14 protein-coding genes are annotated in these 13,648 nt (G+C 36.5%); 13 read left to right on the top strand and 1 reads right to left on the bottom strand.

The genetic code is table 11. The annotated features are described in order from the left end of the window. Positions 1–7 precede the first annotated feature (7 nt). The 11 genes from COJ46_RS08050 (at position 8) to COJ46_RS08000 (ending at position 9,792) form a co-directional block, all read left to right on the top strand. Complete coding sequence (locus tag COJ46_RS08050; RefSeq protein WP_097974896.1) at positions 8–2,212, top strand: S8 family serine peptidase; 2,205 nt, start codon at positions 8–10, stop codon at positions 2,210–2,212. Positions 2,213–2,473: 261 nt separating this feature from the next. After that, entirely contained in the window at positions 2,474–2,698 is a 225-nt protein-coding gene (locus COJ46_RS08045; RefSeq protein ID WP_025568596.1) for an AtpZ/AtpI family protein, read from the top strand. A 4-nt stretch (positions 2,699–2,702) separates the two neighbouring features. After that, positions 2,703–3,083: an ATP synthase subunit I gene (locus COJ46_RS08040; RefSeq protein WP_025568597.1), complete on the top strand. Its 381-nt coding sequence runs from the start codon at positions 2,703–2,705 to the stop codon at positions 3,081–3,083. Positions 3,084–3,147: 64 nt separating this feature from the next. Continuing rightward, positions 3,148–3,819 (top strand): F0F1 ATP synthase subunit A, encoded by a 672-nt coding sequence (atpB, locus tag COJ46_RS08035; RefSeq protein ID WP_420488148.1) that lies wholly within the window; start codon positions 3,148–3,150, stop codon positions 3,817–3,819. A gap of 79 nt (positions 3,820–3,898) precedes the next feature. After that, the gene (gene atpE, locus COJ46_RS08030; protein WP_025568599.1) at positions 3,899–4,114 is read left to right on the top strand and encodes a F0F1 ATP synthase subunit C; all 216 of its coding nucleotides are present in this window, start codon (positions 3,899–3,901) and stop codon (positions 4,112–4,114) included. A gap of 206 nt (positions 4,115–4,320) precedes the next feature. Further along, entirely contained in the window at positions 4,321–4,824 is a 504-nt protein-coding gene (gene atpF, locus COJ46_RS08025; protein ID WP_029715296.1) for a F0F1 ATP synthase subunit B, read from the top strand. After that, complete coding sequence (locus COJ46_RS08020) at positions 4,821–5,360, top strand: F0F1 ATP synthase subunit delta (RefSeq protein WP_097974900.1); 540 nt, start codon at positions 4,821–4,823, stop codon at positions 5,358–5,360. Before atpF ends, COJ46_RS08020 begins: the two co-directional genes overlap by 4 nt. A gap of 22 nt (positions 5,361–5,382) precedes the next feature. Beyond that, a complete protein-coding gene (gene atpA, locus COJ46_RS08015; RefSeq protein WP_097974902.1) occupies positions 5,383–6,891 on the top strand; it encodes a F0F1 ATP synthase subunit alpha in 1,509 nt (502 codons plus the stop codon). Between the two features lie 85 nt (positions 6,892–6,976). Next, positions 6,977–7,831 carry a F0F1 ATP synthase subunit gamma gene (locus COJ46_RS08010; protein WP_069033739.1) on the top strand — a complete coding sequence of 285 codons (855 nt, stop codon included), beginning with the start codon at positions 6,977–6,979 and terminating at the stop codon, positions 7,829–7,831. A 63-nt stretch (positions 7,832–7,894) separates the two neighbouring features. Further along, complete coding sequence (atpD, locus tag COJ46_RS08005) at positions 7,895–9,307, top strand: F0F1 ATP synthase subunit beta (protein ID WP_025568604.1); 1,413 nt, start codon at positions 7,895–7,897, stop codon at positions 9,305–9,307. 83 nt (positions 9,308–9,390) lie between these two features. Then, positions 9,391–9,792: a F0F1 ATP synthase subunit epsilon gene (locus tag COJ46_RS08000; RefSeq protein WP_097974904.1), complete on the top strand. Its 402-nt coding sequence runs from the start codon at positions 9,391–9,393 to the stop codon at positions 9,790–9,792. 337 nt (positions 9,793–10,129) lie between these two features. Here the strand turns inward: COJ46_RS08000 and COJ46_RS07995 are convergent, their stop codons facing one another. Next, a complete protein-coding gene (locus COJ46_RS07995; protein ID WP_097974905.1) occupies positions 10,130–10,750 on the bottom strand; it encodes a TetR/AcrR family transcriptional regulator in 621 nt (206 codons plus the stop codon). A gap of 226 nt (positions 10,751–10,976) precedes the next feature. Here COJ46_RS07995 and COJ46_RS07990 point away from each other — a divergent pair, with 226 nt between their 5' ends. Then, a complete protein-coding gene (locus COJ46_RS07990; protein WP_420488147.1) occupies positions 10,977–11,621 on the top strand; it encodes an HlyD family secretion protein in 645 nt (214 codons plus the stop codon). A 12-nt stretch (positions 11,622–11,633) separates the two neighbouring features. Continuing rightward, entirely contained in the window at positions 11,634–13,406 is a 1,773-nt protein-coding gene (locus tag COJ46_RS07985) for a DHA2 family efflux MFS transporter permease subunit (protein ID WP_097974909.1), read from the top strand. Positions 13,407–13,648 lie beyond the last annotated feature (242 nt).

Here is a 13,648-nt window from a genome sequence, read left to right as displayed (position 1 = left end):
GCATTGAATGAAAAATTACTTTCTTAAAATAATTATTTGTCTAGTTTTTTTACTAATTCCATTTAAAGAAGTTTATGTAAATGCACATGAACAACAAAAACAAGTTGCTTTAATTTCGATTAAAGATGGAATGATTACACAGGCCATAAAAAATATTGCTGAACGTTTCCCAAACGTAACTGTAAGGCAACAATACACTGAGACGTACTATGGTTTTTCAGTATCGGGTTCTCTTGAAGAGTTATCACAGTTAGCTAAAATGCCGTTAGTAAAGGACATGCATTTTGTTACAACTTATAGAGCTCATTTAGAAGATAGCATCCCTTTTATTGGAGCAGACGAAGCTCAATTATATAAGGATCAAAGGGGAAGAAAGATTACGGGTGAAGGCGTTAAGGTAGGAGTAATCGATACTGGTGTAGATTACAGACATCCTGATTTGAAATCAAATTATGGTGGCGGGTACGATACGATTGATTTAGATAAAGACCCAATGGAAACTAAACTTGAAGAAAAAAGTACATTTCATGGTACTCATGTAGCTGGTGTAATAGCGGCTAATGGAAAAAGAAAAGGCGTTGCACCTAAGGCAACAATCTATGCATACCGTGCCCTTGGCCCTGGTGGCGTTGGTACATCTGAAACGGTTATGGCTGCAATTGAGCGAGCAGTGAAGGATAAAGTAGATATTATTAATTTATCACTTGGTAATGATGTCAACGGACCAGACTGGCCGACAAGTATTGCTTTAGATAAGGCAGTAGAGAAGGGGGTACTTGCAATTACAGCTGCAGGAAACTCTGGACCAGGACTATGGACTGTTGGTTCTCCTGCAACTGCATCAAAGGCTTTAACAGTTGGTGCGAGCTATCCTCCTGTTCTTTTCCCATCTATACATGTGCAAAATAAAGAGACAATTATTAGTCCTATGATTGGATCTGCTAAATGGGGTAAAGGTTTAAATGGGCGATTTGTATTTAAGAAATATGGGGAAAAGCGTGATTTAAAAAGAGTGAAAGACAAAATTGTCTTGCTTGAAAGAGGAAAAATCACATTCACTGATAAAGTAAAAAATGCTCAAGATGCTGGTGCAAAAGCTGTTATTGTCTTTAATAATATTGATGGAAATTTCATCGGACAAATTAAAGGTAAATTTACTGTTCCAGCTGCGACTATTTCAAGAAAAGAAGGCTTAATGATTAAGAAAATCATTGAAAAAAGTAGAGTGGAAGCTAAAACTGGACATGAAAAGAAGGTAGATATTCTAGCGGATTTCAGCTCTAGAGGGCCAGTAACAGGTACTTGGCAAATGAAGCCGGATTTATTAGCTCCAGGTGTACAAATAAAAAGTACAATTCCCGGTGGGTATTTAGCACTTCAAGGAACGAGTATGGCAAGTCCACACGTTGCAGGAGCAGCTGCTCTAGTAAAACAATTGCACCCAGATTGGAGTATGGAGGATTTAAAAAGTGTGCTAGTCAATACAGCAACACCATTATATAAGAATAATAAAAAGATGTATCATGCGTACGAACAAGGGGCTGGAAGATTAGATATTGAAAAAGCACTAGAGACTGAGACAACATTATTCCCGACGTCTTTATCTTTAGGAGTAACAAGAAAAACAGATTTACAAGTTAAGAAAGATTTTGTTGTTAGAATATCTAATAAATCAAATATATCAAAACAAGTTACAGCTATAAATAATCAGCCAGCCACTGGAATACAATGGGTATTACCTAAGCCTTTTACTATTCCAGCGCACACTAGCAAAAAGATTAATCTTACTGCAACAGTTGATACGAAAGTATTAAGAGATGGATTTTATGATGGGGCAATTACGTTTAGTACAAATGATGATGAAAATCTAAGAATGCCGTTTTTATTACTACAAGGAGAACCGAACTTTCCGTCAGTAATGGGATTTCATTTTGGAAGAGTAAAAGGAAAAAATCGCTATAAATATGAACTCTATTTACCAAGTAAGGTTGAGGAATACAAAATTGCTGTTTTTGAATCAGAAACATTCCGTTTGTTAGGTGTTATTGATGAACAGGAGAATAGTAAAAGGGGGATTATCAAAAAGGAATTAGTTTTAAAGGACTTTCCAAAAAGCGGGATTTATAAGTTTGTGATCTTTTATAAACGTAAACAATATGAAAGTGCAACGGAATCTTACGTTAACGTCGCTAAAATTTATGTTGAAGACTAAAAATTGGTAAGTAATTTTTAATAGTTTTTTAATTTAGGTAATTGACACATTTTTGTAACATATTGTATGCTTAACATGAATGTTTAAAAGGGTTTTTATTGTATGTAAATACTATGTTATTAAAATTTTTTGAACGTTTTGTGAACAATTTGTGAACGTTTTCAATGTTTAGAGATTTTAGCAAATATTTGTTGTAGAATTAACCATGATAAGGCTTTTGGCAATTTTTTGAGAATGAAAATTGACATGGAGGGATTTTGTATGAAAAACAACAATCAACATCCTCTTAAAGCAATGGCACTCATGTCTTCCATTCTAGCTCAGCTTGTCGGTTCTATTCTCATAGGCATCTTTTTAGGAAGATGGATTGATTCATTTTTTAATTGGCCAGTACCAGTATTTATGATCATCTTTTTACTGTTAGGATTATTTACTGGAATCTATGGCACGCTTAAATTAGTTAAGCAATTCACACCAGGGGACTAGTTACATGCAAAAAGATAATTTTAGACGATTCACACGAGATATGTTGTATATCATTGCTTTAGCTGTTTTAGGTTGGGCATTTACCGACTACAAAACAATATTCACAGGCTATATTCTCGGAACAGTAACTAGCTTTTATTGTATATGGATTCTACACAGAAAGATAAATACCTTTTTTGACCGAGTTTTAAAGCAACAAAAAGTTCGATCTTTAGGTACTGTAATTTGTCTTTCAGCGGTGGCTCTAGCTATGGTCATCGCGCTTCGGTATGAAAATTTTGTGAGCATACCGGCACTAACTGCGGGACTAATGACAGGACATCTTGTCATTATGATACATTTTGCATTACAACAAACGTCTTTTGCAAGGAAGAGAGGTGAATAAATTGGAACACGGCACTTATGGTTTTAAATTTATTGGTTTAGATTTTACGTTAACAAATGTTCTAATGACAACCATTGCTGCAGTAATCGTTTTTATCATCGCAGTTACATGCGCAAGAAGTCTACAAATACGCCCATCAGGAAAGCAAAACTTTTTAGAGTGGGTTATAGATTTCGTTAAAGGCATTATCAACAGTACAATGGATTGGGAAACTGGTGGTCGCTTCCTTACACTAGGTGTGACATTACTTATGTACATATTTGTTTCAAATATGTTAGGTCTACCATTCGATATCTCATTCGATGGAAACTCAGTTTGGAAATCACCTACATCAGACCCAGTCATTACTTTATCATTAGCAATCTTTATAGTTGGTTTATCACATTATTATGGTATTAAGATGCGCGGTTTTGGAGCGTATGGTAAAACATTCTTCCAACCAATGCCATTCTTATTCCCATTAAAAATTATTGAGGAATTAGCAAACACATTAACGCTAGGTCTTCGACTTTACGGTAACATTTACGCGGGGGAAATCTTACTAGGTTTACTTGCAACAATGGGTACACATGCTTATGCAGCAAGCGCAGGAGAAGGCGTTCTTTGGACAATTGCAGCGGCAATACCAATGATCATATGGCAGGGATTCTCTGTATTCGTTGGTTCAATCCAAGCGTTTATCTTCGTAATGTTAACAATGGTTTACTTGTCACATAAAGTGGCGGACGAGCATTAATCTGCTCATTAAAATTGGTAGTTAGATAAAAATTATAAAAAAAATATATTTCTTATGATTAAGAAGGAGGAAATTTAAAATGGCTTTAATAGCAGCGGCAATTGCAATAGGTTTAGGTGCACTAGGTGCAGGTATTGGTAACGGTTTAATTGTATCACGTACAGTAGAAGGTGTTGCTCGTCAACCAGAATTACGTTCAACTCTTCAAACTTTAATGTTCATCGGGGTTGCATTAGTTGAGGCACTTCCAATCATCGCGGTAGTTATCGCATTCATGGCATTTGGTAAAGCTTAAGATTTATACAAGCAGTTAAAAAATGGCGAAGTTTGTGTTCACATTTACTTCGCCATTCCTTTATGACACTTTTGTTGTAAAGATTGAATTTTGAAAGTAAAGCTAAGGTCGGTAAGAGTCCTAGGCTATGTTATAAAAAAAGAAAAATTATTAAATGATACCCTCGAAGGGAGTGAAGGCTTGTGTTAAACGGTTCATTATTCGTAATCGGTGAAGCAAACGGACATGGTATACCTTGGGGCGATGTAGCGTTTCAATTAGTAATCTTCTTAATCCTACTTGCTTTATTACGTAAGTATGCATTAGGACCAGTAATGGGAATTATGAAACAACGTGAAGATCACATCGCTAATCAATTAGACTCAGCTGAGAAAAACAACGCTGATGCAATGAAACTAGTTGAAGAGCAAAAGCAAGAGTTAGTTGCTGCTCGAACTGAAGCTCGTGAGCTTCTTGAGAAAGCTAGAAAGCAAGCTGATGTACAACGTGAAGAAATCGTTGCAGCAGCAAAAGCAGAAGCTGAAAACTTGAAAGAAAGCGCTAAACGTGAAATTACGCGTGAAAAAGAGCTTGCAGTACAATCAGTTCAACAACAAGTGGCTTCATTATCTGTATTAATTGCTTCTAAAGTACTTGAAAAAGAAGTGAAGTCTGAAGACCAATCTGCTATTTTTGATCAATATCTTAAAGAAGTAGGCGAAGCTAAATGAGTAACGAATTAGTTGCAAAACGCTACGCAAACGCTCTTTTTGAATTAGCAACTGAACAAAACTTGGTAGAAACTGTTGAACATGACTTACAAGTAGTGAAAAAGGAGTATGTAGAAAACTTAGAATTAAATAAGTTTTTACAACATCCTGGTATCACAAAAGAAAGCAAAAAGTCTGTCTTAAATGACACGTTTGCTTCAATCTCTGAAACGGTATTAAATCTAGTATGCTTATTAGTTGATCGTGGACGAATGAGCACTATTTCAAACTTAGTAACTGAATATGTGAAAATTGCGAATGAAACTCGTAATATTGCAGATGCAACTGTTTACTCTGTGAAGGCAATGTCTTCTGAAGAACTAGATAAAATTGGAGCGTTATTCGCTGCTAAATTAGGTAAAAACTCAATACGTTTGAAAAACGAAATTGACCCATCTTTAATTGGTGGTTACAAAGTTCGTGTTGGAAACCGTATTTTTGACGGAAGTTTAAAAAATAAACTTGTTCGAATTGAACGTGAATTAATCGCAAAATAGTTTGTAGATAGGGGTGAAATGCATGAGCATCAAAGCTGAAGAAATCAGTGCGCTGATTAAAAAGCAAATCGAAAATTACCAAACTGAAATAGAAGTTAGTGATGTTGGTACAGTTATCCAAGTTGGTGACGGTATCGCTCGTGCTCATGGTCTTGACCAATGTATGTCTGGAGAACTAGTTGAGTTCTCTAATGGCGTTATGGGACTAGCACAAAACTTAGAAGAAAACAACGTAGGTATTATCATCTTAGGACCTTACACAGGCATTAAAGAAGGCGACGAAGTTCGTCGTACTGGACGCATCATGCAAGTTCCAGTTGGTGAAGCATTAGTTGGACGTGTAGTAAACTCATTAGGTCAACCAGTTGATGGTTTAGGCCCAATTGAAACGACTAAATCTCGTCCAATCGAAAACGCTGCACCAGGCGTAATGGCACGTAAATCAGTACATGAGCCATTACAAACAGGTATCAAAGCAATCGATGCTCTTGTACCAATCGGACGTGGACAACGTGAGTTAATCATCGGTGACCGTCAAACTGGTAAAACAGCTGTTGCTATCGATACAATTCTTAACCAAGCTGACCAAAACATGATCTGTATCTATGTTGCAATCGGTCAAAAAGAATCAACAGTTCGTGGACTTGTTGAAACTTTACGTAAGCATGGCGCATTAGATTACACAATCGTTGTAACTGCACCTGCTTCATCTCCAGCTCCAATGTTATACTTAGCTCCTTTCGCTGGTGTAACAATGGGTGAAGAGTTTATGTACAATGGTAAACACGTATTAGTAGTATACGATGATTTATCAAAACAAGCGGTAGCTTACCGTGAGCTTTCATTACTATTAAAACGTCCTCCAGGTCGTGAAGCATATCCAGGGGATGTATTCTACTTACACTCTCGCTTATTAGAGCGTGCAGCTAAGTTAAATGATGAATTAGGTGGCGGTTCATTAACTGCATTACCATTCATTGAAACACAAGCTGGTGATATCTCAGCTTATATTCCAACAAACGTAATCTCGATTACTGACGGACAAATCTTCTTACAGTCTGACTTATTCTTCTCTGGCGTACGTCCAGCGATCAATGCAGGTCTTTCTGTATCACGTGTTGGTGGTTCAGCGCAAACTAAGGCGATGAAATCAGTAGCAGGTACGCTACGTCTTGACTTAGCGTCATTCCGTGAGCTTGAAGCATTTGCTGCGTTCGGTTCAGACTTAGATAAAGCAACTCAAGCTAAACTTAACCGTGGTGCTCGTACAGTTGAAATCCTTAAACAAGGTTTACACAAACCATTAAAAGTAGAAAAACAAGTAACATCTTTATATGCATTAACACGTGGCCACTTAGACAGCGTAGCAGTTGAAGACATTACTCGTTTTGAAGAAGAAATGTTAGCTTGGATGGACGTAAACGCTAAAGGTCTTTTAGATGCTATTCGTGATACTGGTAAATTACCAAACGAAGCTGACCTTGACGCTGCAATCACAAGCTTTAAAAAGAACTTTATTGCTTCTAAATAAGAAGGCGATTTAAATATCTGGATTTGAAGGATCGGGCATTAGCTCGTCCTTCATTTAACTGTTTACCAAAAGGTGGTGAAAACCTGTGGCATCATTACGCGATATAAAAACAAAAATTAATTCAACAAAAAAGACAAGCCAAATCACAAAAGCGATGGAGATGGTTTCTGCTGCGAAATTAAACCGTGCTGAGCAAAACTCTAAGCAATTCGTTCCTTACATGGAAAAAATGCAAGAGGTAGTTGGTAGCGTGGCAAAAGGTGTAAACAGTAGACATCCGATGCTAGTAACTCGTCCAGTTAAAAAGACTGGTTACATTGTCATCACTTCTGACCGTGGTTTAGCGGGTGCATTTAATAGTAACGTATTACGTGCGGTAACTAATACAATTAAAGAGCGTCATAAATCGAATGATGAATTTGCAATTATTGTACTAGGTCGAGTTGGACGTGACTACTTTAAGCGTTTAGGTTACCCAATCGTTGAAGAGGTTCTTGGACTTCCAGATCAACCTTCATTCGATGATATTCAAAAATTTGCTAATCGTACAGTTCAAATGTACACAGATGGCATTTTTGATGAGCTTTACTTATCATATAATCATTTCGTAAGTAAGATTTCTCAAGAAGTTACTGAGAAAAAGCTATTACCTTTAACAGATATTGACACAGGTAAGGCAACAACTAATTACGAATTTGAACCATCTGATGATGAAATCTTAGAAGTTTTACTGCCTCAATATGCAGAAAGCTTAATCTTTGGTGCATTATTAGACAGTAAAGCTAGTGAACACGCTTCACGTATGACAGCGATGAAAAGTGCAACTGATAATGCGAAAGAAGTTATTAGTAAGCTTACTCTTCACTATAACCGTGCGCGTCAAGCAGCAATTACACAAGAAATTACTGAAATCGTCGGTGGGGCAGCAGCACTTGGCTAATCTGCTTACAACGGCTATATAAATTGATCGGCTTTTAATGAAACAATGCTAGGAGGAAAAGCGATGAGCAATGGTATTATTACTCAGGTATTAGGTCCAGTAGTAGACGTAAAGTTCGAAAACGGCCAATTACCACAAATATATAATGCGTTACGTGTTCGTAAAGAAGCGGGCGATGCAAACGAAGTAAACATTGATTTAACATTAGAAGTTGCTCTTCACTTAGGTGACGATACTGTTCGTACAGTTGCAATGGCTTCAACTGATGGATTAGTACGTGGAATGGAAGCAGTTAACACAGGGAAACCAATTTCGGTTCCAGTTGGTGACGCTACATTAGGACGTGTATTCAATGTGTTAGGTGACAACATTGACTTAGACGAAGAACTTGGCGAAGACGTACGTCGTGACCCAATTCACCGTCAAGCACCTAAATTTGAAGAATTAACTACAAAAGTAGAAATCCTTGAAACTGGTATCAAAGTAGTAGACTTATTAGCTCCTTACATCAAAGGTGGTAAAATCGGTCTATTCGGCGGTGCGGGTGTAGGTAAAACTGTATTAATTCAAGAATTAATTAACAACATCGCACAAGAGCACGGCGGTATCTCAGTATTCGCTGGTGTAGGTGAGCGTACTCGTGAAGGTAACGACTTATACCACGAAATGAGCGACTCTGGCGTTATCAAGAAAACAGCGATGGTATTCGGACAAATGAACGAGCCACCTGGTGCACGTCAACGTGTTGCCTTAACTGGTTTAACAATGGCTGAATATTTCCGTGATGAGCAAGGACAAGACGTGTTATTCTTCATCGATAACATCTTCCGTTTCACTCAAGCAGGTTCTGAGGTTTCTGCCCTATTAGGTCGTATGCCTTCTGCGGTAGGTTACCAACCAACTCTTGCTACTGAAATGGGTCAATTACAAGAGCGTATCACTTCAACAAACAAAGGTTCTGTAACTTCGATTCAAGCGATTTACGTTCCTGCCGATGACTATACGGATCCAGCACCAGCTACAGCGTTCGCTCACTTAGATGCAACAACAAACTTAGAGCGTCGTTTATCTGAGATGGGTATTTACCCAGCGGTAGATCCATTAGCATCTACATCTCGTGCATTAAACCCTGAAATCGTTGGTGAAGAGCACTATGAAGTAGCTCGTCAAGTACAATCAACTTTACAACGTTATAGAGAACTTCAAGATATCATCGCAATCTTAGGTATGGATGAGTTATCAGAAGAAGATAAATTAGTCGTAGCTCGTGCTCGTCGTATTCAATTCTTCTTATCTCAAAACTTCCACGTTGCGGAGCAATTCACAGGACAAAAAGGTTCTTACGTACCAGTTAAAGAAACTGTTAGTGGATTCAAAGAGATCTTAGAAGGTAAATATGATACTCTTCCAGAAGATGCATTCCGTCTAGTTGGACGCATTGAAGAAGTAGTAGAAAAAGCAAAAACATTAGTATAATAATTGTCTAATCGAAAGGCTTGTTCATCATTCTATATGAATGAACTTGATTAGCTCACGAAGCTAGACAGGAGGAGTTCACTATGAAGACAATGAAAGTCAGTATCGTCACTCCTAATGGACCGGCTTATGAAGGCGAAACAGAATTCGTTAGCACGAAAGCAACTAGCGGTGAGCTAGGTATTTTACCTGGACACATTTCAACTGTGGCACCGTTAGCAACAGCACCTGTTAAAATTAAATCACCAGCTGGAACTGATTACGTTGCAGTTAGTGGCGGATTCATTGAAATTCGACCTGAAGCCGTTACAATATTGGCTCAATCTGCTGAAGCATCAACTGAAATCGACGTTGAGCGTGCAGTAGAAGCAAAAAAACGTGCAGAAAAACGTCTACAAGATAGACGACCTGACACAGATATCAAACGTGCAGAACTTGCTTTACACAAAGCAATGAACCGTTTAAACGTAGCACAATATAAGTAATTAAAAAAAGAGCCCTTTTGGGGCTCTTTTTTTGTTGGGTTATTTGGGGTGTTAGTAGAGTGATAAGGGTGCAATTATAGTCGGGGTGCTGCAAAAGTAAATAGGTTGAGCGTGTAGATAAGTTTAAATGAGTGATGAATAGAAAGTAGGTGCAAGTTAAAGTATGAGTATCCACAAACCCCCGTACAAGTACGCAAATAAATTATGATTAACGCAAATAAAATTGTACTCCGCAAATTCCTACATATATCTTCAATATTCTCGGCTTCAAGACTCCTACGCAAACTAAACCTACCATCAATAGGAACAACGACGAGCTGTCACAGCAATCCTCTTTTTAGTTTGATTCCAATCCCGCTGTTGTTAAAACACCATTTCTTGAGATTTTTAAAAGGTATTCTGCCATGTGTTTTTTTGTGTATGGCATGTCATTTTCAACCCAAAATGAAATTACGCTGAGAGTTGCGCCTGATATATAACTTACTAGTAGGTCACCTGGGACAAGGTATTTATTCTTTTTTGGTTGTATGAATGCAATGCCTTTTTCGAATGTTGTTGATAATACTTCGTAAAGTCTTCTTCTAAAAATATTTGGTCCTTGTCGTTTTAGGAGGACTTTGTAGAAGTAACTGTTTTTTTCGATATGTTCAAATAGATGGAAGTATGATTTTAAAGCCATTTCATCGAGTGAGTTTGGGTTTCCGTCATACATACTAAAATCTACATTCTTCATGGCGCTGTCCAAATCAACTAGTTTTTCTCTAACGATTTGGCGGACCATTTGGTATTTGTCTTCGTAGTGACTGTAAAAGGTTGCTCTGTTGACATTTGCTTTTTTAGTTATGTCTTGTACACTGATTGCTTCGAATTCTTTATCTGCTAATAGCGTAATTAATGCATCTTGTAAAAGTTGTCTAGTTCGAATGACACGGGGGTCAAGATTATTTTTTATGCTCATTTTTAAACTCCTTTATTAAATTACTTTAAGAAATTAAACAGTTTGTAGTAGTAGTGTTGCTTAAACAACAAATTTTAAATTATTAACGGTTGAGTACGTTTATAAATCAATTATAATTAAAAACTATGAGAAGTAAAACGACAACGTGTTGCTTTACTTTTGTTACCTATATAGAGAAACGATTAAAAATTTAGGAGGAATTTTATTTATGGGGAACATGAAGAAAATGGTGTTTGTTAATATTATTACTTTAATCATATTAGTTGCTGGTGGATTTGCTGGTTATTACTATTATGATCAATCAACAAATTATATAAAAACGGATAATGCAAAAATAGATGGGCAACAAATTGTTATTTCATCTCCTGCTGCTGGTAAGCTTGAGTCATGGTCTGGTACATTCGGTAAAACATTTTCACCAAATGAATCAATCGGGAAAGTTTTAACTGCGCCTCAAACAGCTGGAGATACAGTACATGAAGTATCAGTTTCAGTGCCAACAAATGCTACGATTGTTCAAGCAAATGCAATTAAAGATCAATTGGTTGGAACAGGTTCAACTCTTGGTTATGCATATAACTTAGATAATCTTTGGGTTACTGCAAATATTAAAGAAACTGAAGTAGAAGATGTGAAAAAAGGTCAAGTGGTTGATGTGTATGTTGATGCATATCCAGATACAACTTTAACAGGTACTGTGGAATTTGTTGGATTAACAACTGCAAATACATTTAGTTTATTACCTTCTGGAAACTCTAATGCAAACTATACGAAAGTTGAGCAGGTTGTACCTGTAAGAATTGCTTTAGATCATAATAAGTCATTTGAAATTGTTCCAGGAATGAATGCTTCTGTTCGTATCCATAAGTAAGGAGGAATTTCAATGTCAACAGGAATGATCATTGCATATGGAGGGTTTTGCTTAATTGTTTTCTTTGTTATTAATCGAATCGTATTAAGAAATAAAGAAAATGACTTAAAAATAGATAAAAGAGAAGAAATGGTCCAATCGGAAGAACCAAATAAAATAGAAAAAACTGAAGAAATTCAAAAGAAATCAATTCCATCAGAGTCAAGTGAAAAACAGAGCTTTAGCATGGGAAAAGTTTTGACAGTACTATTACTAGGGATGTTCGTGTCTATTTTAAATCAGACATTAATAAATGTTGCTTTACCGAAGTTAATGGCAGACTTTAATGTAACGACTTCGACTGCACAATGGTTATCTACTGGCTTTATGTTAGTAAACGGTATTTTAATTCCAGTCAGTGCTTATTTAGTTGATACATTTACTTATCGAAAATTATTTATCTTTTCGATGATTGCCTTTACAATCGGTTCAATTATTTGTGCTTTATCAGGAAACTTCCCAGTTATGATGGTAGGTCGCGTAGTTCAAGCTGTCGGGGCTGGTATTTTAATGCCGCTTGGTATGAATATCTTTATGACGATCTTTCCGCCTGAAAAGCGTGGGGCAGCAATGGGATTAATGGGAATTGCAATGATTCTGGCACCAGCTATTGGTCCAACAATAACTGGGTATGTAGTACAAGATTATTCATGGCATTTCTTATTTTATGGAATGGCTGTGTTAGGTGTCATTTCAATCATTTTGTCTAATGCTTGGTTTCATATTTCACGTAAACGTTCATTCCCAACTTTGGATATATGGGGAGTAATAAGCTCGTCACTTGGATTCGGAAGTTTATTATATGGATTCAGTGAAGCTGGTAATAAAGGTTGGGGTAGCACTGAAGTAGTTCTTTCTTTAGTAATTGCTTGTATCAGTTTAGGTTTATTTGTGTGGAGAGAATTAACTGCTAAACAACCATTAATAAATTTAAAAGTATTTAAATCTTTTTCGTTTACTTACACTTTATTAATTAACTTAATCGTTACGACTGCTTTATACGGAGGGATGATTTTACTACCTCTTTATTTACAAAACATTCGTGGGTTTACACCAATTAAAGCAGGATTATTATTACTTCCTGGCTCATTAATAATGGGTGCTCTTGGACCGCTTACAGGTAAGCTATTCGATAAATATGGTATCCGTCCTTTAGCCATTTTTGGTTTACTTATTATGACGTTTACAACTTATGAGTTCACTAAATTGTCTATTGATACACCGTATTTAAAAATTATGTTTTTCTATACTTTACGTTCATTCGGTATGTCATTTATTATGATGCCAATTATGACTGCTGGTTTAAATAAGTTACCTCTTAAGATGATTTCGCATGGTACTGCAACTCAAAATACACTACGACAAGTTGCAGGTTCGGTAGGTACAGCAGTCCTTGTTACAATTATGACGACTCAAACGACTAATCACATGGCAGACTTCTCAAATGAAGTAACGTCAACGAATTCGTTCATTATGGATTGGGTACATCAAACAGGCGCACAGTTAGCTAGTGCAGCTGGAGTAACCCCTTCTCAAGGTGGAGCTTTAGCAGTTACAACACTTTATAGCCAGGCGTCTAAATTAGCATCTATTAATGGAATCAATGATGCATTTATTTTTGCAACTGCATTGTCTGGTATTGCATTAGTACTTTCATTCTTTATGGGAAGTACAAAAAGTAGAAAGTTTGCACAACCTAAATCTAAAAATCAAAATAAGCAGTCTTCAGAAACGATTGCATCTTAAAAAAAGGCCAGTTCATGATTTTGAACTGGTTTTTTTTTCGACAGTTATCACTATTTTTTAATTTGTGGGAATTGTGAATAACTTTCTGTGGATTTGTGGATAACTCTTATACTGATATACAATTTTAGTAACTGGTAATGACAATTGGAATATTAGAAATTTATTAGAACGACATACATTTAAGATAATTTATAGATATTGGAATTTATTTTCCAGCTATATCATTCAATTTTCAGATTAAT

Source organism: Bacillus sp. AFS077874, assembly GCF_002566505.1.
In the GTDB taxonomy this organism is placed as follows: Bacteria; Bacillota; Bacilli; order Bacillales; family Bacillaceae_G; genus Gottfriedia.
Note: the sequence above shows the minus strand (reverse complement) of the source record. Positions and strands in the feature narration are given on the sequence as shown.

Excerpts from the sequence above, each read along its gene's own strand:
- COJ46_RS08000 (WP_097974904.1), top strand. The coding sequence starts at position 9,391 with ATGAAGACAATGAAAGTCAGTATCGTCACTCCTAATGGACCGGCTTAT.
- COJ46_RS07990 (WP_420488147.1), top strand. The coding sequence starts at position 10,977 with ATGGTGTTTGTTAATATTATTACTTTAATCATATTAGTTGCTGGTGGA.
- COJ46_RS08020 (WP_097974900.1), top strand. The coding sequence starts at position 4,821 with ATGAGTAACGAATTAGTTGCAAAACGCTACGCAAACGCTCTTTTTGAA.
- atpE (WP_025568599.1), top strand. The coding sequence starts at position 3,899 with ATGGCTTTAATAGCAGCGGCAATTGCAATAGGTTTAGGTGCACTAGGT.
- COJ46_RS07995 (WP_097974905.1), bottom strand. The coding sequence starts at position 10,750 with ATGAGCATAAAAAATAATCTTGACCCCCGTGTCATTCGAACTAGACAA.
- atpD (WP_025568604.1), top strand. The coding sequence starts at position 7,895 with ATGAGCAATGGTATTATTACTCAGGTATTAGGTCCAGTAGTAGACGTA.
- COJ46_RS08040 (WP_025568597.1), top strand. The coding sequence starts at position 2,703 with ATGCAAAAAGATAATTTTAGACGATTCACACGAGATATGTTGTATATC.
- COJ46_RS07985 (WP_097974909.1), top strand. The coding sequence starts at position 11,634 with ATGTCAACAGGAATGATCATTGCATATGGAGGGTTTTGCTTAATTGTT.
- COJ46_RS08045 (WP_025568596.1), top strand. The coding sequence starts at position 2,474 with ATGAAAAACAACAATCAACATCCTCTTAAAGCAATGGCACTCATGTCT.
- atpA (WP_097974902.1), top strand. The coding sequence starts at position 5,383 with ATGAGCATCAAAGCTGAAGAAATCAGTGCGCTGATTAAAAAGCAAATC.
- COJ46_RS08050 (WP_097974896.1), top strand. The coding sequence starts at position 8 with ATGAAAAATTACTTTCTTAAAATAATTATTTGTCTAGTTTTTTTACTA.
- atpB (WP_420488148.1), top strand. The coding sequence starts at position 3,148 with ATGACAACCATTGCTGCAGTAATCGTTTTTATCATCGCAGTTACATGC.